The 21,644-nt window shown below is 63.1% G+C and carries 22 protein-coding genes and 1 pseudogene; 9 read left to right on the top strand and 14 right to left on the bottom strand.

What is annotated here, in order from left to right:
• Positions 1-107 precede the first annotated feature (107 nt).
• Positions 108-896 (bottom strand): HalD/BesD family halogenase, encoded by a 789-nt coding sequence (locus tag C1D09_RS19930; protein ID WP_143975922.1) that lies wholly within the window; start codon positions 894-896, stop codon positions 108-110.
• Positions 897-997: 101 nt separating this feature from the next.
• On the opposite strand from C1D09_RS19930, the gene C1D09_RS19925 reads away from it, so the two are divergent.
• Positions 998-1,912: a LysR substrate-binding domain-containing protein gene (locus tag C1D09_RS19925; RefSeq protein ID WP_143975921.1), complete on the top strand. Its 915-nt coding sequence runs from the start codon at positions 998-1,000 to the stop codon at positions 1,910-1,912.
• Positions 1,913-1,950: 38 nt separating this feature from the next.
• On the opposite strand, the gene C1D09_RS19920 is transcribed toward C1D09_RS19925, so the two are convergent.
• Both C1D09_RS19920 and C1D09_RS19915 read right to left on the bottom strand, forming a co-directional pair.
• Positions 1,951-3,105 (bottom strand): efflux RND transporter periplasmic adaptor subunit, encoded by a 1,155-nt coding sequence (locus C1D09_RS19920; protein WP_143975920.1) that lies wholly within the window; start codon positions 3,103-3,105, stop codon positions 1,951-1,953.
• A 15-nt stretch (positions 3,106-3,120) separates the two neighbouring features.
• The gene (locus C1D09_RS19915) at positions 3,121-6,297 is read right to left on the bottom strand and encodes an efflux RND transporter permease subunit (RefSeq protein WP_143975923.1); all 3,177 of its coding nucleotides are present in this window, start codon (positions 6,295-6,297) and stop codon (positions 3,121-3,123) included.
• 488 nt (positions 6,298-6,785) lie between these two features.
• On the opposite strand from C1D09_RS19915, the gene C1D09_RS19905 reads away from it, so the two are divergent.
• Entirely contained in the window at positions 6,786-7,376 is a 591-nt protein-coding gene (locus C1D09_RS19905; protein ID WP_143975918.1) for a TetR/AcrR family transcriptional regulator, read from the top strand.
• Positions 7,377-7,710: 334 nt separating this feature from the next.
• Here the strand turns inward: C1D09_RS19905 and C1D09_RS19895 are convergent, their stop codons facing one another.
• The 6 genes from C1D09_RS19895 to C1D09_RS19875 all read right to left on the bottom strand — a co-directional run bounded on the left by C1D09_RS19895 (position 7,711) and on the right by C1D09_RS19875 (position 13,234).
• A complete protein-coding gene (locus C1D09_RS19895) occupies positions 7,711-8,733 on the bottom strand; it encodes a LacI family DNA-binding transcriptional regulator (RefSeq protein WP_143975917.1) in 1,023 nt (340 codons plus the stop codon).
• Positions 8,734-8,869: 136 nt separating this feature from the next.
• Entirely contained in the window at positions 8,870-9,661 is a 792-nt protein-coding gene (locus C1D09_RS19890) for an ATP-binding cassette domain-containing protein (RefSeq protein ID WP_143975916.1), read from the bottom strand.
• 3 nt (positions 9,662-9,664) lie between these two features.
• Positions 9,665-10,651 carry an ABC transporter permease gene (locus C1D09_RS19885; RefSeq protein ID WP_143975915.1) on the bottom strand — a complete coding sequence of 329 codons (987 nt, stop codon included), beginning with the start codon at positions 10,649-10,651 and terminating at the stop codon, positions 9,665-9,667.
• Positions 10,652-10,772: 121 nt separating this feature from the next.
• Positions 10,773-11,708: a substrate-binding domain-containing protein gene (locus C1D09_RS19880; RefSeq protein WP_143975914.1), complete on the bottom strand. Its 936-nt coding sequence runs from the start codon at positions 11,706-11,708 to the stop codon at positions 10,773-10,775.
• Between the two features lie 177 nt (positions 11,709-11,885).
• Complete coding sequence (locus C1D09_RS33210) at positions 11,886-12,059, bottom strand: hypothetical protein (RefSeq protein ID WP_167514685.1); 174 nt, start codon at positions 12,057-12,059, stop codon at positions 11,886-11,888.
• 17 nt (positions 12,060-12,076) lie between these two features.
• Positions 12,077-13,234, bottom strand: coding sequence for a fumarylacetoacetate hydrolase family protein (locus C1D09_RS19875; protein ID WP_143975913.1), 1,158 nt, complete (start codon positions 13,232-13,234; stop codon positions 12,077-12,079).
• Between the two features lie 604 nt (positions 13,235-13,838).
• On the opposite strand from C1D09_RS19875, the gene C1D09_RS19860 reads away from it, so the two are divergent.
• From C1D09_RS19860 to C1D09_RS19835, 5 genes are all read left to right on the top strand, one after another.
• A complete protein-coding gene (locus tag C1D09_RS19860; protein WP_143975912.1) occupies positions 13,839-14,723 on the top strand; it encodes an ABC transporter permease in 885 nt (294 codons plus the stop codon).
• Complete coding sequence (locus tag C1D09_RS19855; RefSeq protein ID WP_143975911.1) at positions 14,720-15,541, top strand: ABC transporter permease; 822 nt, start codon at positions 14,720-14,722, stop codon at positions 15,539-15,541. The genes C1D09_RS19860 and C1D09_RS19855 overlap by 4 nt, the downstream gene beginning before the upstream one ends.
• 25 nt (positions 15,542-15,566) lie before the next feature.
• Positions 15,567-16,637 (top strand): ABC transporter substrate-binding protein, encoded by a 1,071-nt coding sequence (locus C1D09_RS19850; protein WP_143975910.1) that lies wholly within the window; start codon positions 15,567-15,569, stop codon positions 16,635-16,637.
• Between the two features lie 168 nt (positions 16,638-16,805).
• A complete protein-coding gene (locus tag C1D09_RS19840; protein ID WP_143975908.1) occupies positions 16,806-17,414 on the top strand; it encodes a cupin domain-containing protein in 609 nt (202 codons plus the stop codon).
• Positions 17,404-18,489 carry an ABC transporter ATP-binding protein gene (locus tag C1D09_RS19835; protein WP_143975907.1) on the top strand — a complete coding sequence of 362 codons (1,086 nt, stop codon included), beginning with the start codon at positions 17,404-17,406 and terminating at the stop codon, positions 18,487-18,489. The genes C1D09_RS19840 and C1D09_RS19835 overlap by 11 nt, the downstream gene beginning before the upstream one ends.
• A gap of 162 nt (positions 18,490-18,651) precedes the next feature.
• On the opposite strand, the gene C1D09_RS34105 is transcribed toward C1D09_RS19835, so the two are convergent.
• A complete protein-coding gene (locus tag C1D09_RS34105) occupies positions 18,652-18,783 on the bottom strand; it encodes a hypothetical protein (protein WP_281288603.1) in 132 nt (43 codons plus the stop codon).
• 166 nt (positions 18,784-18,949) lie between these two features.
• Positions 18,950-19,324 (bottom strand): annotated as a pseudogene (locus C1D09_RS33835) (SOS response-associated peptidase family protein); the annotation flags it as partial.
• 191 nt (positions 19,325-19,515) lie between these two features.
• Here C1D09_RS33835 and C1D09_RS19820 point away from each other — a divergent pair.
• Positions 19,516-19,869, top strand: a complete 354-nt coding sequence (locus tag C1D09_RS19820) for a SnoaL-like domain-containing protein (protein ID WP_143975906.1) — start codon at positions 19,516-19,518, stop codon at positions 19,867-19,869.
• 9 nt (positions 19,870-19,878) lie between these two features.
• On the opposite strand, the gene C1D09_RS34100 is transcribed toward C1D09_RS19820, so the two are convergent.
• Entirely contained in the window at positions 19,879-20,007 is a 129-nt protein-coding gene (locus C1D09_RS34100) for a hypothetical protein (RefSeq protein ID WP_281288602.1), read from the bottom strand.
• Positions 20,008-20,197: 190 nt separating this feature from the next.
• On the opposite strand from C1D09_RS34100, the gene C1D09_RS19810 reads away from it, so the two are divergent.
• The gene (locus tag C1D09_RS19810) at positions 20,198-20,548 is read left to right on the top strand and encodes an ArsC family reductase (protein ID WP_143975905.1); all 351 of its coding nucleotides are present in this window, start codon (positions 20,198-20,200) and stop codon (positions 20,546-20,548) included.
• A gap of 97 nt (positions 20,549-20,645) precedes the next feature.
• Here the strand turns inward: C1D09_RS19810 and C1D09_RS19805 are convergent, their stop codons facing one another.
• Positions 20,646-20,999, bottom strand: a complete 354-nt coding sequence (locus tag C1D09_RS19805; RefSeq protein WP_143975904.1) for a DUF488 domain-containing protein — start codon at positions 20,997-20,999, stop codon at positions 20,646-20,648.
• 23 nt (positions 21,000-21,022) lie between these two features.
• On the bottom strand, positions 21,023-21,644 hold a 622-nt coding region (locus C1D09_RS19800; RefSeq protein WP_143975903.1), incomplete at its 5' end, for an aminopeptidase.

Raw genomic sequence — 21,644 nt, 5'->3', positions numbered from 1 at the left:
AGCGAGTACAGTTGGCAAGACAATCAGATTGTCGACAATCTAACAAGATGGCATTTTCGGATTTTCATCGTCGTCCGGCAATCCGAGGCGGATGCGGCTTGGAGGGCTCACGCGGCGCGGCCGTAGAAGCCGACCCGCTCCTCGGCGCTGAACGTCACACCCGGTTTCTCGTAATAGGAGAACACCGCGATCATGCGTTCGCGCTCGCCTTCGACCGTGGTGACGCGGTGCGCGGTGTTCTTGCCGCGGAAGACATTGAGGGTACCCGGCTTCATGCGCAGGATCCTGGCGTCGGGATCCCGGCCTTCGAGCAGCCTGGCGACACCCTCATAGTTGGGGTCGTCATCCGACCTGAGATCGGTGCGGTATTCGAGGTCGCCGCCACGTAGCGACTGCTGCAGCAGGAGTGTCGTGGTGAATTCCGAGCGGTCGAAATGCCAGTTCAGCGCCTCGCCGGCGCGATAGGCCATGACATTGGTGCGGGCCAGCGGATCCTGCATGACATGTAGTTCTTCCTTGCCCATCGTCGCCGCCAGGAAACGCACAAGCGGTTGATATTCGTAGATGGAGATCACCGTGCTGCCGGGAATCTGGTCGGCACAGACGGTGTGACTGATGGTTTCGACCTTGCGCAGGGCCGGATGGTCAGGCGCGAGTTCGGGAATGCTGGGCTTGAAATAGATGTTGTGCATGCGCTTGTGGACATGGGACCGCGTGTCCATCACCGGCTTGATTTCCCGCACCGCCTGTTCGGCGACGCCGGGCCGCAGAAAACCTTCGAGATTGAACATGCCGTCGGCCCGGAGGGCTTCGATAGACCGTTCGACGAGGCGCCTCCATTCGGCGCTGCCTTCGCGGTCGAGCGGATAACGGTCGAGATCGAGGATGTCATTCATGTCGTGTGCTCCATTGGGTGAGCGCAGAAGACCGTGAAAAATTCTTTCTCTCAACGGCGAAAATTATTAGGATTGCCCAAGAAAAACTTATGGAGCCTGGCATGGAAAAACTGCCGCCGCTGAACGCGATCAAGGCCTTCGAGGTCGCGGCCCGCTCCGGCAGCTTCACTTTGGCCGCGAGCGAGCTTGGCGTGTCCTCGGCGGCGGTCAGCCAGCAGATCCGCAATCTCGAAACCTGGTTCGGCAAGCAACTGTTCGTGCGCACCGGCAACCGCATCACGCTGACGGATGCCGGTCACGCCATCTATCCGCAGACCGCGCGGGCGTTGGGCGATATCGCCGCCATCGGCCAGCGCATGCTGGAAGGCGGCTTAAGGACACGGCTTGTCGTCAGCGTGCCGTTCTCGCTGGCAGAGCTTTGGCTGGCGCCGAGGCTCGCCGCTCTTCTCGAGGCCTTCCCGCATATGGCGATCGATGTGCGGGCGGAAGACGATCCGATCGACCTGGTGCGCCAGAATGTCGACCTGCGCATCTCCTATGGCGATTATCACTATCCCGCGCTGCGCATGGTTCGCCTTGTCCATGACGATGTGCTGCCGGTCTGCGCACCCGAGTTCTGGCAAAGGCACGGCAACAGTGACACAGGTCTGGTGGGCCTGCATGAGAGCCTGTTCATCCACACCAATTGGGGGCCGAACTATGCCTCGCACCCAAGCTGGGCGGACTGGTTCGCGGCATGTGGCGGCAGCCGCTCGCCCGACCCGTCGCATGGCCGGCGCGTCGGCCTGTCCAGTCTGGCGATCGCCTCGGCGAGGCTGGGTCTGGGCATCGCGCTCGGCCAGCGTGTGATGGCGCAGGCCGATCTGGAGGCAGGGCGGCTGATTGCGCTGTCATCCGTCTCGGTACGCCTCGGCCATCCCTATTGCGCCTTCATGCCGCCGGCCAAGGCGGACCGCGCCGATGTGGCCGCTCTTGTCCGCCTGCTTGTGAATACGGCGCCCACGACCCGTGGATAGGTCGAGGGCGCCGCGCGGAAACCGGGCCTGCGGGGGAGTCAGGTAGCCGGTTTCTGTGGCAGTGGCGAGATCGGCATTCCGGGCCCGATCTTCTGCAGATTGCCCGTTATGACCTGGTCGCCTTCGGAGACGCCGCTCAAGATAGCTACAAGGTCACCGCTGGTCGGGCCGAGCGAGACCAACCGCTGGTCGACCGTGTTGCCCTTGCCGACGACGTAGAGATATTTGCCGAGCTGGCTCGAGCCCAGCGCCGTCTGCGGCACCATCAGCGCGTCCGGCTGTTGCCTGATGTGCAGCCGCACGCGGACGTACTGGCCAGGCGTGAGCGTGAACTTCGCATTGCCGATGGTGGCGCGCGCGGTGATGGTGCCGGTCGAGTGGTCGACCGTGTTGTCGATGAAGGTGAGTTCGCCCTTCTGGCTGGTCTCGGTCTGACCAGGCAGCAGGACTTCGACATCGACCGGACCGGCCGCGCGGGCCTGCTCGATCTCGGCCAGATCCGTCTCGCTTGGATTGAAGGTTACATAGATCGGGTCGAGCTGCACCAGCGTGTTCAGCACCGTGCCGGCGACGCTGACCAGCGTTCCGACCGAAGCCTGGTTGCTGCCCAGGCGTCCGGTGAACGGCGCATGGATCTCGGCGTAGCTCAGATTGAGCTCCGCCGTGCGCACGGCCGCCTGGTTAAGCGCCAGCGACGCCTGCGCTTCGCGCAAGGTGCTGGTGCGCTGGTCGAAGCTGTCCTTGTCCAGATAACCGCTCTTGGCGAGCTCGGTACCGCGGCCGAGATTGGAACGCGCATAGTCGAGCGTCGCCGTATCGCGCTGGACCTGGGCTTTCGCCTGGTCGAGCGCGGCCTGGAAGTCGTCGGGCGAGATCCTGTAGAGAAGGTCGCCTTGCCGCACATCCGCGCCGTCCTGCGCCGTCTGTTCCTGCAAATAGCCGGGCACGCGCGCCTGCAGCGTGATGCTGCGGATAGGCTCGATGCGGGCGGCATAGTCGAGATAGATCGGGATCGTCTTCTTGACCACGCTCGCCACCGGCACCGGCATGACGAATGCCGCCGGAGCGGGCGTTGCCGCACCGGCCGTGCCGGTGCTCAGCCTGAGATTGCCCATATCGAGCAGGTGGACGCTGGCCACGGAGATCGCGCCCACCGCGACGGCCGCTCCCAAAGCGATTTTCCATTTACGCATAATATTTCTCCAATCTTATTCGGCCGCTTCCGCCAGGGGAGGGAAGGCCGGTTCGGCGGTTGGTTCAGTATGCTTGGAGGCGGGTTCGCGGCTTTCGCGGCGCTCCCGCAGCTGTTCGATGACTGCGTAGAAGACCGGCACGAACACCAGCGACAGGATGGTCGCGGCGACCATGCCGCCAAACACCGTGGTGCCGATCGACTGGCGGCTTGCGGCACCAGCGCCCCTCGCGAACATCAGCGGCAGCACGCCGAGGATGAAGGCGAAGGCCGTCATCAGGATCGGCCGCAGCCTGAGCCGGGCGGCTTCCATTGCCGCCTCGACGATGCTGAGGCCCTCCTCGCGTCGCCGCCTGGCGAACTCGACGATCAGGATCGCGTTCTTCGCCGCCAGGCCGATCAGCATGACGAAGCCGATCTGCGAGTAGACATCGATCTGCATGCCGCGCACCGACAGGGCCGCGAAGGCACCGAACAGGGCCAATGGCACCGCCAGCAGCACCATGAACGGCATCGCCCAGCTCTCATACTGCGCCGCCAGGATCAGGAAGACGAAGACGATGGCGAGGCCGAAGACGACGGACGCGATCGATCCTGCCTTGAGTTCCTGGAAGGTGATGCCGGTCCATTCGAAACCGAAATCCCTGGGGAGCGCGGTGGCCGCCGCCCGTTCCATGGCAGCGACAGCCTGGCCCGAGGAGAAGCCCGGCGCGGCGCCGCCATTGATCGAGGCCGAGGCGTTGTTGTTGTAGTGCGGCACGGTTTCCGGCCCGACGAACGGCACCAGCTTGCCCAGCGTCGAGAGCGGCACCATGCCGCCCGAGGCGTTGCGCACATAGAGCCTCGATATGTCGGCGGCCCCCGCGCGTGCATCCTTGTCGGCCTGGATGGTCACCCGGAAAGTGCGGCCGAACAGGTTGAAGTCATTCACGTAGAGCGAGCCGAGATAGATCTGCAGCGTGTTGAAGACATCGGGCAGGTTGAGGCCGAGAAGCTTGGCCTTGCTGCGGTCGAGGTCGTAGTTGAACTGCGGCGTCGAGGTCGAGAACGGCGAGAACAGCTGCTGCGGATTGATTTCCGGCTGTTTGCGCGCCTCGGCGATCACGGCTTGCGTCGCGTCATTGAGGGCCGTGCTGCCTCGACCGGTGAGGTCCTCGACGACGAATTCGAAGCCGCCCGTGGTGCCGATGCCCGGGATCGAAGGCGGATCGAAGGAAAGCGCGAAAGCTTCCGGAATCTGCATCAGCTTGCCGCGCACGTCGGCGACGAGCTTCGATGCACTCTGGTCGGGGCCACGCTCTTCCCATGGCTTCAGGATGGCGAATTCGACCGCCGAGTTCGACTGCGCGGCACTGGTCAGGAAATTCAGGCCGCTGATCGAGCCGACAATGTCGACACCGGGCGTCGCCTGCAGGATGTCGCGCGCCTTCTGGGCCACCGCGTCGGTGCGCTCGAGCGAGGCACCATCGGGCAACTGGATGACGACGAAGAAATAGCCCTGGTCCTCGACCGGAAGGAAGGTCGACGGCAGTTTCTGCCAGACGAAATAGGTGGCGACCAACCCGGCGGCGAACAGGCCGAGCATGATCCAGCGCAGGCGGATCAGGAAGCGCACACCATGAGCATAGGCATGCGACAGCCTGTCGAAGCCGGTGTTGAACCAGCGAAACAGGAAGAACTGCGGCCCATGGCGATGGCGCAGGAAAGCGGCACTGAGCGCAGGGCTCAGCGTCAGCGAGTTGAAGGCCGAGATGCCGACCGAAATCGCCACCGTCAGCGCGAACTGGTTGTAGAGCCGCCCCGACACGCCCGGAATGAAGGCGACCGGCACGAACACGGCCATCAGCACGGCGGTGGTGGCGATGATCGGGCCGGTGACTTCGGCCATGGCGGCCTTGGTCGCCGCCAATGGTTTCAGCCCGGCCTCGAGTTGTCGTTCGACATTCTCGACCACCACGATGGCGTCGTCGACGACAAGGCCGATCGCCAGCACCATGCCGAGCAAGGAGAGCATGTTGAGCGAGAAGCCAAGCATCTCCATGACGACGAGCGTCGCCACCAGCGACACCGGGATGGCGATGGTCGGGATGATGGTCGTGCGCCAGCTCTGCAGGAAGATGAACACCACGGCGACGACCAGCACCAGCGCCTCGCCAAGCGTGATCAGCACATCATGCATCGACGCCGAGACGAAGCGCGTCGTGTCGTAGTGCATGGCATAGGATACGCCCTTCGGGAAACGCGCCGACAGTTCCTGCATCTTGTCCTTGACGCGCTGCTGAAGGTCGAGCGCGTTGGAACCGGGCATCTGGTAGACGGCTAGCACCACCGTCGGGTCCTTGCCGAAGAAGGCCGAGGACGAATATTGCAGCGCGCCGAGCTCGATGCGCGCGACGTCGCGCAGCCGCACCATCGAGCCGGTGTCGGTGTTGGCGCGCACGACGATATCGCCGAATTCCTTCGGGTCGCTCAGGCGGCCGACAGCGTTGACCTGCATCTCGAAGGCGGTGCCGGCAGGCGCCGGAGACTGGCCGATCTTGCCGGCCGCCACCTGGACATTCTGCTCGGCGATGGCGTTCTGCACGTCGACGGCGGTAATGCCAAGATTGGCAAGCTTGTCCGGATCGAGCCAGACACGCATCGAATAGCGCCGCTCGCCGAAGATCTGCACATCGCCGACACCTTGCAGCCGCTTCAGCGGATCGACGACCTGCAGATAGGCGAGGTTCGACAGCGCCACCGGATCGACCGACTTGTCGGGCGAGGTGAGGTTGACGATGAGCACGAAATTCGGGTTCTGCTTCTTGATCGTCACGCCGCCCTGGTTGACGATCGCCGGCAGCGAGGAGGCCGCCTGCGAGACGCGGTTCTGGACGTCGACGGCGGCGGTGCTCAGGGAGTAGCCGACATCGAAGGTGATGGTGATGGTCGAGGAGCCGTCATTGGAGCTCGTCGACGACATGTAGGTCATGCCCTGCACGCCGTTGATCTGCTGCTCCAGCGGCGTCGTCACCGTGTCGGCCACGACTTGCGCGCTGGCGCCCGGATAGTGCGCGCTGACCACGACCTGCGGCGGCGTGATGTCTGGAAACTGCGAGACCGGCAGCAGGAAATAACAAATCGTCCCGGCGAGCACCATGATGATGGCGATCGCCGAGGCGAAGATCGGACGGTGAATGAAGAAATTTACCACGACACACATGCCTCGCCGGCTGCTCTTGCCCGCCCGAAGGCGCTCGCAACTCTGGATAACTGGCCGTGCCCGCCACGGGAGGTTTCCCGTGAACGCAGCAACGGCACCTCACGACGCTGCCCATCGGCAAGCGAGCGAAGCATCTTCTCGAGGGCCATGGGGTCGACCCCATCTGCCTTCATGACCAGCCGGATCATCGGATCCCGGACGGCCTCATCTATGGTAAGATCGCGGCGCTGTGGCATTGGCCGGCTCCTTGTCTGTCGATTCGCAGCCATGCTCGCGAACCGTTTTTCATTTCCTCACCGGCCGGAGCCGCATGATTGGCAGTTTCTCGTCCGTCTCATCTGGCAGGACCAGTTCACGGCCTTGTTATTGACGACGGGCGACATAGGTGTTACCAGTAAGTAACATTCTGGAAGTTACAGACCGGTAACACCCTAGTCAAGAGGTGGCCGAGGGTTTTTTGGAAACGAAAGGAGATCATGATGACAGACGGCGTCGTGGAGCGCTCTCGTCCCAGGGATCGTATCCTGGAGACGGCACGCGACATGTTCCACAAGCATGGCATCAAGGGCGTCGGCGTTGACGCCATCACCGAAGCTGCCGGCACGAACAAGATGACGCTCTATCGTCACTTTGAGTCCAAGGATGAACTGATCGTCGAGTGCCTGCGCGCCAATGCGGCCAAGGCCGGCGCCATGTGGGATGCTTTCGAGGCCGAGTTCCCCGGCGACAAGCTCGCGCAGCTGCATGCCTGGGTTCGCAGGGCGGCTGCCATGCTCAATGCCGACGGCCGCGGCTGCGATATGGCCAATGCCGCCGCCGAGCTGACCGAGCCGGACCATCCGGCGAGATTGGTGATCAAGGAGCTCAAGGAAGCCCAGCGCGAACGCCTTGTGGCGCTATGCCGGGGTGCGGGCATCGGTCAGGCCGAACTGCTTGCTGATACGCTGTCGCTGCTATTCGAGGGCGCCCGTGTGAGCGTGCAGACCGTGGGCGCCGAAGGCCCTAGCACGCAGTTCGTGCGCATGGCCGAAGGGTTGATCGTTTCCTTCCGGGGCGCGGCGGCCGGTTGAAATCCGCCGCGGCTGCTGGCGATTTGCCGGTCGTATGACCGAGGCGATGCCTGGTGCCCTTCGGCGCGGGCGGCACAGGAATTTCCGATGCTGAATGAAAAAAGCCCGCTGCCGGGAGGAGGTGGCAGCGGGCTCGATTTTCGAATGTGGCGCGGGAGGAGGTGCACCCCATTCAGCGTCGGCATCGCATCTGGGAGGAGTAGATGGCCGACAACCAGAACCTACGAGCTGCCCAATGATTCGGCAACATTGAATTGTGCATAGCAGCTGTGCAGATTTGCCGTGTCAATTATCAGACAAATCCGGAAAGCCGGCTTTTCCGGGGCGCCTGGCCTCACTGTGCCGGCACGTTTTCCCTGAAAATCAGGCGCGGCTCGATGAATTTCCGGGTGAGATAGGGCGCCGATGAGGCGATGGAGCCGAGCAGGCGGATGACCGACTGTTCGGCGATCAGCCTGGCGTTCTGGTCGATGACGACGTCGGCGAGGTCGTCGACGAGGTAGCCGCGCGTCTCCTTTGTAAGGTCGTGGCAGATGAACACCGGCTTGCGGTTGGGCCTGGCTTCCCGGATGGCTTTCGCAACCCCGGAGCGTCCGGCTCCGACGCAGTAGATGCCGAGCAGCTCCGGTTCGTTGCGCAGTGCCGTCATGGTTTCGGCGTAGCTGGCATCCGGTTCGTCATTGATCTCGACGGCGCTGGTCACTGTGAGGTTGGGAAACTCCTCGCCGAGCACGGAGCGAAAGCCCATTTCACGCTCCTCATGGCCGCGATAGGAGCGCGAACCGACGACCATCGCCAGATGGCCTTTGCGGCCGCCGAGGAAGCGCCCCATCAGAAGTGCCGCCGTACGCCCCGCCACTCGGTTATCGATGCCGACATAGGCTGAGCGGGGAGCTGCCGGAATATCGGACACCAGCGTCACCAGGCGGATGCCGGCTTCGACAATGTCGCGCAGGATGTTGCGGGTTCGCGGATGGTCGATGGCGATGACACCGACGCCATTGGCCCTCAGCGACACGTTTTCCACGGCGCTCTGCAGCGCGTTCGGCGAGATGCCTGCGAGGTTGTGGATCCGGCAGGAGGCGACCAGAGGCAGGCGCGATGCATAGTCCTCGATGTGTCTTGCCAGGTCCTGCATGAAGGCGTTCCTGCCGATCGGCAGGAAGAATTCCAGGTTTGCCGGTCTGGAGGGAAGCGTCACCTGATCGGCGACCGGCAGATAGCCGAGCTGCTTGGCGGCTTCCATGACGCGCTGTCGGTTGGCGGCGCTGGCGCCCGGCCTGTTGTTGAGCACCCTGTCGACCGTCGCGGTCGAGAGCCCGCAATTCCTGGCGATGTCGGAGACGGTGGCCTTCATGCCGCAACCCTATGCGCCGATGCAATGACGCGCCAGATAAGTGATTTCGCAGCCGATGCGATCCGACGGAAGGGTGATCGACACTCATCACCGCAATGCGCATTGAGCTGCTTCGGCAAGACGGATCCGCTCGTCCTCAGTGCGACGGCTTGCCGTCGGCGACGGCGTCGCGAATTTCCTTGTCCGACATGCCGGTGATGATCCGTTCGACTTCCGTCACGGTTGTCGTCTTCGGGTCGATGTCGTCGGCGACCACCTTTCCCCGGCGCATGACGACGATGCGGTCCACCACCTGGAAGACGTGATGGATGTTGTGCGCGATGAAGATGCAGGAATGCCCGGAATCGCGGGCGCTGCGCACGAAGCTTAGCACCCCTTGTGTTTCGGCGACGCCGAGATTGTTGGTCGGCTCGTCGAGGATGATGAGGTCGCTGTCGAAATGCATGGCGCGCGCGATCGCCACCGCCTGGCGCTCGCCGCCGGAGAGCGAGCCGATCGGCGTGGTCGGTGGGATGTTCTTCGAAATGCCGACCTGTTTGAGCAGGTCGCGGGCGACGTTGTTCATCGCCTCCTGGTCCATGCGGTTGAGGAAACGCGGCGGCTTGATCGGCTCGCGCCCGAGAAACAGATTGCGGGCGATCGACAGTTGCGTGACCAGCGCGGAATCCTGGTAGATCGTTTCGATGCCGTGCGCGATAGCATCGCTGGTGCTGCGCAAGGTCACCTTCTTGCCGCGGATGTAGATGTCGCCGCTGGTCAGCGGTACCGCACCCGACAAGACCTTGATCAGCGTCGACTTGCCCGCGCCGTTGTCGCCGAGCAGGCCGACGATCTCCCGCTCGTTGACATGGAAATTCGCGTCCTCAAGCGCCTGCACGCGGCCGTAGGACTTGCGGATGTTCTGCATGCGGATCAATGGCTCGGCCATGGTTCAAGTCCCTGCCTGATGCCGGCGTTCCAGCCATGAGTGTAGCGCCATCATGCCGAGGATGATCGCGCCGATGAAGATATTGTAGGCAAGACCGGGCACGCCGATCAGCACGATGCCGTTGCGCATCACGCGCAGGATCAGGATGCCGAGCACGGTGCCGATGATGGTCCCGCGTCCGCCGGTCAGCGCCGTGCCGCCGATCACCACCATGGCGATGACTTCGAGTTCGTAGCCGGTGCCGCTGTTGGGATTGGCGGCCGACGTGCGCAGCGAGGAGATCACGCCGGCCAGCGAGGCCATGAGCGACGACAGCACGAACAGGCCGATCTTGACGCGGTTGACGTTGACGCCGCGGGCACGCGCCGCATTGGGATTGCCGCCCGCCGCCTGGATCCAGTTGCCGGTCCGGCTTTGCGTCAGCACATAGCCGAGCGCGATCGCCGCGGCGATGAACCAGAACAGCGACATATAGATGCGGAACGGCCCGATGAAGAAGTCGCCGACCAGCGCTTCCGCCAGCCAACTGCCCTCGGCGCTCCAGGTGCGCTGCGGAAAACCGTCGGTGATGAAAAGTGCGCTGCCGCGCACCACGAGCAGCATGCCGAGCGTCACCAGGAAGGACGGGATCTTGAGTTGCGTGACGAACCAGCCGTTGACCAGGCCGATCAAGGCGGCGACCACCAGCGCGACGACGAAGCCCATCTCCAGCGAGGTGACGCCGCCGTTGAACAGCGTCCACATCAACACCGGCGAGAAGCCGAACAGGGATCCGACCGACAGGTCGAATTCGCCTGATGTCATCAGCAATGTCATCGCAAGTGCGATCAAGCCGAGCTCGACCGTGAAGGCCAGGGTATTGGAGATGTTCTGCGGCGACAGGAAGTCGTGGTTGAAGCCCCAGAAAACGCCGATCTCGACGACGAGCAGCACGAAGGGACCGAATTCAGGCCGCGCAATCAGGCGTTGGACAAGCGAATGATTTTCCACTGGGAACCCGCGACATGGTTGGAACGGGCCGCGATCTCCACCGCCTTGGATGGATAGTCGCGGCGCGGGGAGGATATCTGGCGCCGCGTGCCGGATGGGCGCGGCGCCAGGGGATCGCGGGTTATTTGCCGGACAGGATCTTGTCGTAGATGCCGGCGGTGTCCTTCTCATAGAGCGCGCCGGTGATGACGTTGAAGCCCGGAGGAATGCCTGACGCCGCCATATTGGCGAGCGACAGCGCGACATAGCTGGTCGCCTGCGGATCCTGCCACTGGCCGGCATTGACGTAGCCGTTCAGAACCTCCTGGGTGGTGTCGAGCGAGTTGCCCCAGCCGACGACAGGGATTTCGCCCGGCTTGACGCCGACCTGGTCGAACACCCGCTTGATCGAGCCGGTGACGAGGTCGCCCAGGCCGATAATGGCTTTGACCTTGCCCTTGTGGGCGGTGAGGTAGTCGACCATGCGGTTGATCACTTCGGCCTGGTCGAGCGTCGCTTCGGTCACCTCATAGGTGATGCCGAGCGGTCCGAAGACGCTCTTAATGCCTTCCTCTTCCTGGACGCCATAAGTAGCGCCGGGAACCTCGACCGGCATCCAGACGAAGTCGCCCTTCTTCACCAGGCCCTTGTCGACCAAATACTGCGCCCAATGCTTTCCGAAGGTGACGTTGTCGCCGCCGACATAGGCATTGAAATTGGCTTTTGGATCGGGCGTGTTGAAGTTGATGATCGGGATGTTGGCCGCGCGAGCTTCCTTGACGATCTCGACGAGGCTGCCCGGATCGGGGCTGGTGGTGACAATGCCGTCGGCCTTGGCCGAGAGGGCGGCACGAACCGCTTCCTGCTGGGAGGCGACGTCGCCATTATGGAACGAGGTGTTGACGGTATTGCCGGTATCCTTGGCCCACTGCTTGGCGCCGGCCAGGAAGTAGGTCCAGACCGGGTCGGCAGGGCCGCCATGCGAAATCCAGTAGAAGGTCTTGGCCTGCGCGGCTGCCGGAATGAGCGTCAGCGCGACCAGCAGGCCGTAAAGCGCAAGTCTCAGTCTTGTCAGCATTTGATTTCCTCCCGGTTGAAGATGATCCGTCTGTTGTTCCGGCATCGGCCGGAGTGCGTCTTTGCCAGCGCCGCTCGGAAGCCTCAGAGCATTCCCTTTTTCGACGGATGGCAAGCCTCCATCTGCAGATGTAGTTGGCGCCTGACGCGACGCCATCAACGGTCCCATCAGATTGCATCAGTCGGGGTGATTTTTCAGGAGCGGTCGGATCATCGGCGGCGAGGCCCAGCCGCTGTGTCCGGCGTGCCAGTGGGGTCGCGGCCGGATCAGCCAGTCGATCGACAAGGCGAGCATTGGCGGAGCACCGGTGGTGAAGGCGGCCCGGATGGCATCCAGGCCAAGCAAGGTCATGGCGTCTTGGATATATTCTAGATCAGATCGGCCTTTGCCAGATCGCGCATGAGATGGCTGGCGCCGTAGGTCCAGTGCGGGCAGTCGGGGGACAGCCGCACCCGGTTGACCAGCGCGCCGAATTTTTCCGACGAGATGGTGACGATGTCCCCGACCTTGTGGGTAAACCCCTTGCCCTTCTCGCCGCGGTCCTTCGACGGCACGAACATGGTGCCCAGATACAGCGCCAGCCCGTCCGGGTACTGGTGGTGCGGCCCCATCGCGGCGGCAATGAGCTCTTCGGGCGAACGGCTGATCTCGGCCATCGAGCTCGCGCCCTCCAGCGAAAAGCCATCCTCGCCCGCGACCTTGAGGCGCACCACGGCACGCTTCACGTCGTCGATCGAAAAGGTGTCGTCGAACAGGCGGATAAAGGGTCCAAGCGAAGCCGAAGCATTGTTGTCCTTGGCCTTGCCGAGCAGCAGCGCGGAGCGACCTTCGACGTCGCGCAGGTTGACATCGTTGCCGATGGTGGCGCCGACGATTCTGCCGCTTGAGGCGGCGATCATGGCGATCTCCGGCTCCGGATTGTTCCAGGTCGACACCGGGTGCAGGCCGACATCGGCGCCGAAGCCGACCGAGGCCATCGGCTGGCACTTGGTGAATATCTCGGCATCGGGGCCGATGCCGACTTCCAGATATTGCGACCAGGCACCGCGCGCGATCAGCTTGGCCTTGATCTCCATCGCCTCCGGCGAACCGGGCTTGAGCTTCGACAAATCGTGGCCGATCAGCCCGGCAATGTCGGCGCGGATGGCGTCCGCCTTTTCCGCCGAGCCACGCGCTTGTTCCTCGATCACCCGCTCCAGCAGGCTGACGACGAAGGTTACGCCCGACGCCTTGACCGCCTGAAGGTCGACCGGGGAGAGGAGATAGGGTTTTGCCGGATCGCGCCCGTCTGCAAAACTATTGGCCGCGATGTCGTCGAGCGAGCCGATCGGCTTGCCCTTGGCCGAACGCACATGCCCTGCCGGATCGGCCACCTCGCAGATGTCCCGCACCGTCGGCGCCGCGCTCGACGTGATGTCGAAGACGGTGCCGTCACGCACCGTGACCACCAGGGGATGGGGCACAGCCGGTGATCGAGCGCGGCCGAGAAAGACGCCATCGTCAGGCAGGAATGTCATGTTTGTCATTGCACTCTCGTCATTACGCAGGATGATTCGATGTTATGAGGAGCGCATGGCCTCTTCAAGCCGACACGCCCTGAAGCAGCATGTGCCAAGCGACAGACGATCAACGGAAACGGCCTTTGCCACCATGCCGCGGCGCCGCTTCGCGACTTCCGATTTGGCGCTACAGCTATCCCAACGTAACCGCAAATGCGCGCTTGTCGATCCGCCTTTTTCCAGCGTGGTTAGGCCGCTGCCCTGATGGGCGTCCGCCACATGTAGCTTCGGCGGCGAGAATTTCGATATCCTCTTCGTCGCTTCGGCGCGGTTTACGATGAGCGAGACAGATTTGCAGGCAAACCCGCAGGAGGGCGGGTTGTTCGCGGTGCGCGCATGCGTCCGACGCACACCGACCAGACGGTTCGGATGAGATTACCTGACTGACACGTCGAGAACGGCAGGCTTGCCAGGTCGGCTACAGCTTTTCGACCATACCCGGGCAAAGCCCGGTCGTTCCGGCAGTCGCTGGAGCGTTGACACGACCGGTTCAGGAAGGCCGGATTCTGCTTGACAGTTTCACGAATATGAAAAACTCTTAGCCAATTTCAAAAATTGGTGGGGCAGGTCGATGTCGGCCTTAGTTGCAGCACAAGCGCCAGAGGCCCGGTCTTCATCGGGCTTCCGGCTCGCCATGCTGTTGCCGGGGGCGCTGGTCACTTTCCTGCTGATCCTGTTCGCGCTTGGCCTGGTGCTGTTCCTCGCTTTTCGCGGCAATGACGGCTCGCTGCTCGGCGTCGGGCTGACCGTCGAGAACTTCGTCACCGTGGCCACCGATCCGCTCTACTGGACGGTGACGCTGCGTTCGTTGGTCATCGCCGGCCTTGTGACGCTGGCAACCGTCGCCACCGCCTATCCCGTCGCCTACTATCTTGCCTTCCATGCCGGGCCTCGGCGCGGCCTGCTCTTGTTCCTGGTGACGCTGCCATTCTGGACCAGCTATCTCCTGCGCGTCTTTGCCTGGAAGATCGTACTCGCCTATAACGGCGTCCTGAACTCGGCGCTGATCGAAAGCGGCATCTGGTCGGAGCCGACACTGGCCTTTCTCAACACGCCGGCCGCTGTGGTCGTCACGCTCGCCCACGCCTATGCGCCCTTCGCCATCCTGCCGATCTATGTGGCGCTGGACACCATCCCGAAATCGCTACTCGAGGCTGCTTCCGACCTCGGCGCGCGACCGTTCACCGCGTTTCGCCGCGTCGTGCTGCCGAATTCGATGCCGGGCGTGCTGGCGGCCGCGCTCGTCGTCTTCGTGCCGACGGTCGGCGATTATGTCACGCCGGCCATGGTCGGCGGCCCGGCAAGCACCATGATCGGCACGCTGATCCAGTCGCAATTCGGCAAGGCTAATGATTGGCCGTTCGGCGCGGCTCTTTCGGTCTGCGTCATGCTGGTCATCCTCGTCGTGGTGCTGGTCGCGCGCGGCGCCGACCGCAGATTTGGCAGCCGCGCATGAAAGCCGACCGCGCCGGCACGAAACGGGATGGCCGCTGGCTCGGCCTCTACGTGCTTGCCTATCTGGTGTTCCTCTATCTGCCGGTCCTGCTGATCCCGCTGTTTTCCTTCAACGACTCCATCCAGGCGGCATTTCCGCTGCAGGGATTCACGTTGCAATGGTATGCGACGCTCTACGGCAATCCGGCGCTGTCCGGCGCGCTCCTGAACAGCCTCGTCATCGGCGCCATCGCCGCTTCCGGTGCAACACTGTGCGGCATCACCGTGTCCTATATGGACCTCTATGGCCGCTCGCCGCTTGCCGCCACCATAAGCGCCATAGCCCGGCTGCCGATCCTCATCCCCGGCGTCATCGTCGGCATATCGTTGCTGATCCTGATCAACCTCATCGGCCTCGGGCCGTCGCGCGTCGCCATCGTGCTCGGCCACATACTGGTGGCTTTGCCGACGACCGTCGTCGTCATGCGCAGCCGTTTCGCCGCCATCCCCAGGACGGTACGCGAGGCGGCGCTCGACCTCGGCGCCTCCGACTGGACGACGTTCCGGCGCATCATGCTGCCGCTCAGCCTGCCCGCGGTGCTGTCGGCCTTCATGCTGGCCTTCCTGATCTCCTTCGACGAGTTCATCGTCGTCTTCTTCCTTGCCGGCACAGAGCCGACCCTGCCGCTTTACATCTGGAGCCAGCTGCGCTTTCCCCGCTCGCTGCCGACCGTCATGGCGCTGGGGACGGTGATCCTGGCCGCATCCTTCATCATCGCCGGCACCGCCGAGATCCTGCGCCATCGCGGACTCGGTGCCGCGCGCCGCAATCCAGCCTGACCACAACAATGAGAGGAGAACGAAAATGACATTCCACCTGGCATCGATAACCGGACACAAGGCTCGCGCCGGCCTCGCCGCGCTGGCGCTCGCTTTGTCGTCGACAGTGGCGCTGGCCGCCGAGAAGCTGCAATACTTCACCTGGTCGGGTTACGAACTGCCCGACTTCAACAAGAGCTTCCTCGCCGCGCACCCCGATGGCGTCGAGGCCTCGATCTTCGGCGACGACGACGATGCCTTCACCAAGGTCAAGGCCGGTTTCCGGCCTGACATTGCGCATCCCTGCTATGACAAGGTGGCGCGCTGGAACAAGGAAGGCCTGCTGCAGCCGATCGACACCAAGCGCATCAAGAACTGGGATTCGATTTTCCCCGTGTTCAAGAACCTGCCCGATCTGCAGGCCGGCGACGGCAAGGTGTGGATGGTGCCGTGGGACTGGGGCAACACCTCGATCCTTTACCGCACGGATCTGGTGAAGAACCCGGAAGCGAGCTGGAACCTGCTGTGGGACAAGCAATATGCCGGACGCATGGCGACGATCGACGCCGTGCATGACACGCCGATCGTCGCCGCGCTTCTGGCCGGCGTCAATCCGTTCGACATGGCGCCCGCCGAGATGGACAAGGTCGCGGCAAAGCTGCGCGAACAACGCCCGCTGCTGTCGAGCTACACCACGGACATGACGTCGGTCGAGCAGGCGCTGGCCAGCGGCCAGCTTGTCGCCGCCATGACCTGGAATGCGTCTGCCACCTCGCTGAAGAAGCAGGGCGTGCCGGTCGAGTTCATGAAACCGAAGGAAGGCATGCTGACCTGGGCCTGCGGCTTCGTGATGCTGAAGGACGCCAAGAATGTCGATCTCGCCTATGATTTCATCAACAGCCGGCTGGATGCCGATTCGGGCAAATTCCTCATCCAGTCCTATGGCTATGGCAGTTCGCTGAGCACCGCCTTCGCGGGCGTCTCGAAGGAGGAACTGGAGAAACTGCAGCTGCCGTCCGATCCCGAGGTGATGCTGAAGACCACCATCTTCACCGGGCCGATGAAGCAGAACGACGATGTGGCCAAGATGTTCGAGAAAGTGAAGGCTGGGGGGTAGCTGCGGCCCTCCCTTCTCCCCCGGGGGGAACATGTCGCCGAAGGTGACGGATGAGAGGTGCACAGCTTGGCATCGACGGGGATCAGTCACCCCCTCATCCGTCGCGGCGCTGCGCGCCGATCCCCCTTCTCCGACAAGGGGGAAGGCAACGACAACGAGGACCCACGAATGGACATGCTGGACGAACCGGCCGAAAAACCCAAGGACGATGCCGATGTTCGCGTCGGCCGGCGCGTGCGGGCGCTAAGGCTGGAGCGGCGGCTGTCGCTGGCCGAACTGGCAGCCAGGGCAGGTGTGTCGATCGGCGCCCTGAGCCAGATCGAGCGCGGAATGTCCTCGCTGCGCGTCAAGGTGATCTGGCCGCTCGCCGCCGCCCTCGACATCGAGCCTTCGGCGCTGATCGCCGATGGCGACGAGGCCGTCAACGATCTCTATTGCGTGCGCGCCGACAAGCGGCGCTCCATTCCCGTCAAATCGGAAGGCATTGCCAAGGCACTGCTGTCGCCGCCGGGTGCGACGCTGACCGGCATGCTGGTGACGGTGGAGGCCGGCGGCGGCACGGCAGAAGCCTATGCCCATGCCGGTCATGAATTCGGCTATGTGCTTTCGGGCGAGGTCGAACTGGTGGTGGACTCGACAAGATACGGGCTGAAGATCGGCGACAGCTTTGCCTTCAAGAGCACGCTGTTGCATGCCTTCCGCAATCCCGGCACCGAGCAATGCCAGATCCTGTGGGTCAACACCACGAAGCGTTCCGAGGTTCGCGATGGCACCTGATCCACTCGTCCGGTTGCAGGCGGTCTCCAAGGTCTTCCCGGGCGGCATCGTTGGGCTTGATGCCGTCGATCTCGACATTGTCAGCGGCGAGTTCATCACGCTGCTCGGACCGTCCGGCTGTGGCAAGACCACCAGCCTGCGCGTCATCGCCGGCTTCGAAAGCCCGTCGAGCGGCAGGGTCTTGCTCGACGGCCGCGACATCACGGCGCTTCGGCCTTTCGACCGGCCTGTCAACACTGTGTTCCAGGACTACGCGCTGTTTCCGCATATGGACGTCACGGAGAATGTCGGCTTCGGCCTGTCATTGCGCAAGCTGTCGGGAATCGAGCAGGCGAAGCGGGTCGGCGAAGCGTTGGACATGGTTGGTCTCGCCGACAAGCTTCGCGCCCGTGTCTCCGAATTGTCGGGCGGCCAGCGCCAGCGCGTGGCACTTGCTCGCGCCATCGTCTGCGAGCCGCGCGTGCTCTTGCTCGACGAGCCGCTGTCGGCGCTGGATGCGCATCTGCGCGAACAGATGCAGGTCGAGCTGAAGCGGCTACAGTCGCGGCTCGGCACGACCTTCGTCATGGTCACTCATGACCAGACCGAGGCTCTGTCGATCTCCGATCGCATCGTCGTCATGAACAAGGGCCGCATTGAGCAGATCGCGCCGCCGGCGACGCTCTATGACCGGCCTGCGACGACGTTCGTGGCGAGTTTCATCGGCACCATGAACCTGCTGGAGTCGCGCTTTGTCGGCCGCGATGGCGATCGGTTGCGCTTCACTGCCGGCGCTCTGCCGCTGGAGGCTGCCTCCGAAACCGGCCATGCACCGGGCGAAGGCGAGATGCGCATCATCGGCGTGCGCCCGGAGGATTTGCTGGCGGCCACCGAGGCGACCGAAGGAACCGCGCCGGCGCGGGTGAACAGCATCGTCTTCCACGGCCGTACCTTGCGGCTGCACGCTGAACTGGGGCAGGGGTTGCCGGTGGTGATCGATGCGCCGCGCAAGGCCGAGGGGTTTCAATTCAGCGTCGGCGATGTGGCGCATGTCAGCGTGCGCCGCGGCGCCAACTGCCCCATGCTGCCGACCTAGCTCCATTGAAGCTGGCAAAGTCGCCGCTGTGGGCCGGGCAGGTCTGATCGACATGTGAACAAACGACCATGGAATTAAGTAGGAATTGACTAAATTAGGAAGATATTCCTAGGTTGGTTGATGCCCGAATTGAGCACCCGACCGCGCCGAAATGTGCAAACCCTATGCCTCGCGCACGAAGTTGGGCAACTCATTCGTGTCCGATGCCGGCACTGCAACATCACCCGGCACTACCTGCCTGGCGATCTCGCGAAGCTTGTCGGTGACATTCCCTTTTGGGATGTCGAACGGCATATGCGGTGCGAGCGCTGCAAGCTTCGCGAGCTTGATGCCGACATAATTTTGCCGAGCGCTGCCGAGCGCTTGAAAATTCGCGTCAGACGCCTTGTCGAAATCCGCATGGTTCGCCGTGTGATATGGCGAGACGAAGAGTGAGGAACGCGGTTATCCCTTCAGCCAGGAACAGAGACACTTGGGCCGGGGCCTGCTGCGGAACTTGATCAGCGCGGCTGGTTTCTCAACTATTACGGGTCGTCTGGCGCCGTTCACTGCGATGTCGGCCACGGTGCTGTCAGCCAAACCTCGGTCTCCTCCGACGTGGTCAGGATAACGGGCATGGCCTTCTCATGGATCGGCGCTGCGAGGGCGTCAGGCCTGCCTGTCATGAAGGCAAATAACTCGAAGTCGCCAGATCCGCCCTTGACTTTCGAACACCCTGCCAATCGGTCCAGAAGCCGGCGAAGAAGAACAGCGGCCTGCATTCGTCACGGGCACCCCAGCAATTGCGCCGGATGTCTGTTTCTGGGGCCTTGTCGCTCGGTGTCGGGGTGGATTGCCCATGCATCCAGCATTGCGGAATTGGCTTGCGCCTGCAACCGCGCCGCTGCCCGTGCTCCTGCAATTCATTGTCACAGAGCCGCGCTGTATCAATCGTCCTGACACGTCTTGTCAGCTGTCATGCGGGCACAGGTGGCAGACGGGCAGGCTCTTCCCTAATTGCAATGCGTCGGAACAGGAGGAACACACATGACCATCACGGACATTGCCAAGGATTTCACCGAGCTCCTCAAGCAGGGCGATCACAATGGCGCCGCTGAAAAATACAATGCCGACGATATCGCCAGCTACGAAGCCATGGAGGGGCCGATGGCCGTCAGCCACGGCAAGGAGGCCCTGAGGCAGAAAAGCCAATGGTGGCAGGAAAACCACGAAGTCCACGGTGGCTCGGTCGAAGGTCCTTATGTCAACGGCGACCAGTTCGCGGTGCGCTTCACGTTTGACGTCACGCCCAAGGCCACGGGCAAGCGTGTCACGATGGACGAGGTTGGCCTGTACACGGTCAAGAAAGGCAAGATCGCGGAAGAGCGCTTCTATTACTGAGGCCGGAAATCAGGCTTTCCGATCTTTGCTTTCTTGCTGCATGTTGGAAAAATGAGCATGGCTGCCGGGGCGATCCCCTGGCCGCCATGCAAACTCAAGCTGATCGGCCACCGTGCCCCAGCCGTCGAAGAAACCCATCTCCTCATGGTTGTTCGCTGACCGAGGCCGGGCTCCTGTTGAGCCGCTCGACCACGCGCCGCCGCGTCGGGTCGGCGAGGCCACGGAAGATGCCATCGATAGCCCAAAATTCCGGTTGCGGCGCTGGCAAAGCGGGAAGGGCGGTTTTAGGCTGTGGGACAGATTCGACTGTTAACTTGAGGGTCGCGTTTTGACGATCACGATCTACGGCATCACCACTTGCGACACGGTCAAGAAGGCACGCGTCTGGCTGGAGAGCCATGACGTGGCCTATCGTTTCCACGATTTCCGCGTGGAGGGGCTGGACGCGAAGCGGCTGGACGGCTGGGTCGGCAAGGTCGGCTGGGAAAAGCTGCTCAACAAGGGCAGCACCACATTCCGCGAACTCACGGACCAGGACAAGCAAGGCCTCAATGAAAAGAAGGCCAAGGCGCTGATGCTGGCCAAGCCGACGATGGTCAAGCGACCGGTGCTGGAAATCGGCGATCGGGTTCTGGTTGGCTTCAAGCCGGAAGTTTATGAGCAGGCCGTCGGGAAGTAGGCGGAAGCGTCGCGACGTCCGATCCCTCCTCGTGGGGGAGATGTCCGGCCGGACAGAGGGGAGCGCTGTCCCGCCTGTTTGCGAAGCTCCGAGCGCCTCAACCCGCGCGCAGATACCCCGCCAGCGCCACGGCATTGTTGTGCGCCTCATCATGCGCGCCGTAAAGCAGCGTCGCCCTGCCGTGGCGCAGCAGGTCGCGCAGTCGCGTCACCGCTTCTTCATTCCGATCCAACTCGACGCGATAGCGTTTCTGGAATTCCACCCAGCGTGCGGGCTCATGACCGAACCATTTGCGGAGCTCGTCGCTCGGCGCGATCTCCTTCAGCCACAGTGCCAGCGCGGCATGCTCCTTGCTGACGCCGCGCGGCCAGATGCGATCGACCAGCACTCGCTGCCCGTCATCGGCAGCGGGCGGCTCGTAGATCCGCTTGACCATGAGGTCGAAAGCCATTCGATCTCCCTACGCCGAACCCCTCAGGCCCATTCGCCCTTGCGCATCACCGGCACACGGCGGCCGTCCTTGTGGACGCCGTCGATGTCGATCTTGTCCGAGCCGATCATCCAGTCGATGTGGATGAAACTCTTGTTGCCGCCGCGCGCGGCGATCTCGTCCTGGCTGAGCGAGGCGCCGTCGACGAAGCATTTGGAATAGCACTGGCCGAGCGCGATGTGGCAGGCGGCGTTTTCGTCGAACAGCGTGTTGAAGAACAACAGGCCGCTAGCCGAGATCGGCGAGGAATGCGGTACCAGCGCCACTTCGCCGAGACGCCGCGCGCCTTCGTCCGTGTCGAGCACCTTCTTAAGCACATCCTCGCCCTTCGAAGCCTTGGCCTCGACGATCCTGCCTTCTTGGAAACGCACCGAAATCTCGTCGATCAGCGTGCCTTGGTATGACAGTGGCTTGGTCGAGGAGACATGGCCCTCGACGCGCCTGGCATGCGGCGTGGTGAAGACCTCCTCGGTCGGGATGTTGGGATTGCAGGTGATGCCGTTCTTGGCGGTCGAGGCGCCGCCCATCCATTCATGGCCATCCGCCAGCCCGACCGTCAGGTCGGTGCCCGGTCCGGTGAAATGCAGGGCGTGGAAATTATGGCCG

Source organism: Mesorhizobium intechi, assembly GCF_002879535.1.
GTDB lineage: Bacteria > Pseudomonadota > Alphaproteobacteria > Rhizobiales > Rhizobiaceae > Mesorhizobium > Mesorhizobium intechi.
This window is presented reverse-complemented; position numbering and strand designations above follow the sequence as displayed.

What these genes read in the sequence shown, in the direction of transcription:
- C1D09_RS19930 (WP_143975922.1), bottom strand. Translation starts at nt 896, where the DNA reads ATGAATGACATCCTCGATCTCGACCGTTATCCGCTCGACCGCGAAGGC.
- C1D09_RS19925 (WP_143975921.1), top strand. Translation starts at nt 998, where the DNA reads ATGGAAAAACTGCCGCCGCTGAACGCGATCAAGGCCTTCGAGGTCGCG.
- C1D09_RS19920 (WP_143975920.1), bottom strand. Translation starts at nt 3,105, where the DNA reads ATGCGTAAATGGAAAATCGCTTTGGGAGCGGCCGTCGCGGTGGGCGCG.
- C1D09_RS19905 (WP_143975918.1), top strand. Translation starts at nt 6,786, where the DNA reads ATGACAGACGGCGTCGTGGAGCGCTCTCGTCCCAGGGATCGTATCCTG.
- C1D09_RS19895 (WP_143975917.1), bottom strand. Translation starts at nt 8,733, where the DNA reads ATGAAGGCCACCGTCTCCGACATCGCCAGGAATTGCGGGCTCTCGACC.
- C1D09_RS19890 (WP_143975916.1), bottom strand. Translation starts at nt 9,661, where the DNA reads ATGGCCGAGCCATTGATCCGCATGCAGAACATCCGCAAGTCCTACGGC.
- C1D09_RS19880 (WP_143975914.1), bottom strand. Translation starts at nt 11,708, where the DNA reads ATGCTGACAAGACTGAGACTTGCGCTTTACGGCCTGCTGGTCGCGCTG.
- C1D09_RS33210 (WP_167514685.1), bottom strand. Translation starts at nt 12,059, where the DNA reads ATGACCTTGCTTGGCCTGGATGCCATCCGGGCCGCCTTCACCACCGGT.
- C1D09_RS19875 (WP_143975913.1), bottom strand. Translation starts at nt 13,234, where the DNA reads ATGACAAACATGACATTCCTGCCTGACGATGGCGTCTTTCTCGGCCGC.
- C1D09_RS19860 (WP_143975912.1), top strand. Translation starts at nt 13,839, where the DNA reads ATGTCGGCCTTAGTTGCAGCACAAGCGCCAGAGGCCCGGTCTTCATCG.
- C1D09_RS19855 (WP_143975911.1), top strand. Translation starts at nt 14,720, where the DNA reads ATGAAAGCCGACCGCGCCGGCACGAAACGGGATGGCCGCTGGCTCGGC.
- C1D09_RS19850 (WP_143975910.1), top strand. Translation starts at nt 15,567, where the DNA reads ATGACATTCCACCTGGCATCGATAACCGGACACAAGGCTCGCGCCGGC.
- C1D09_RS19840 (WP_143975908.1), top strand. Translation starts at nt 16,806, where the DNA reads ATGGACATGCTGGACGAACCGGCCGAAAAACCCAAGGACGATGCCGAT.
- C1D09_RS19835 (WP_143975907.1), top strand. Translation starts at nt 17,404, where the DNA reads ATGGCACCTGATCCACTCGTCCGGTTGCAGGCGGTCTCCAAGGTCTTC.
- C1D09_RS34105 (WP_281288603.1), bottom strand. Translation starts at nt 18,783, where the DNA reads ATGCCGTTCGACATCCCAAAAGGGAATGTCACCGACAAGCTTCGCGAG.
- C1D09_RS19820 (WP_143975906.1), top strand. Translation starts at nt 19,516, where the DNA reads ATGACCATCACGGACATTGCCAAGGATTTCACCGAGCTCCTCAAGCAG.
- C1D09_RS34100 (WP_281288602.1), bottom strand. Translation starts at nt 20,007, where the DNA reads ATGGGTTTCTTCGACGGCTGGGGCACGGTGGCCGATCAGCTTGAGTTT.
- C1D09_RS19805 (WP_143975904.1), bottom strand. Translation starts at nt 20,999, where the DNA reads ATGGCTTTCGACCTCATGGTCAAGCGGATCTACGAGCCGCCCGCTGCC.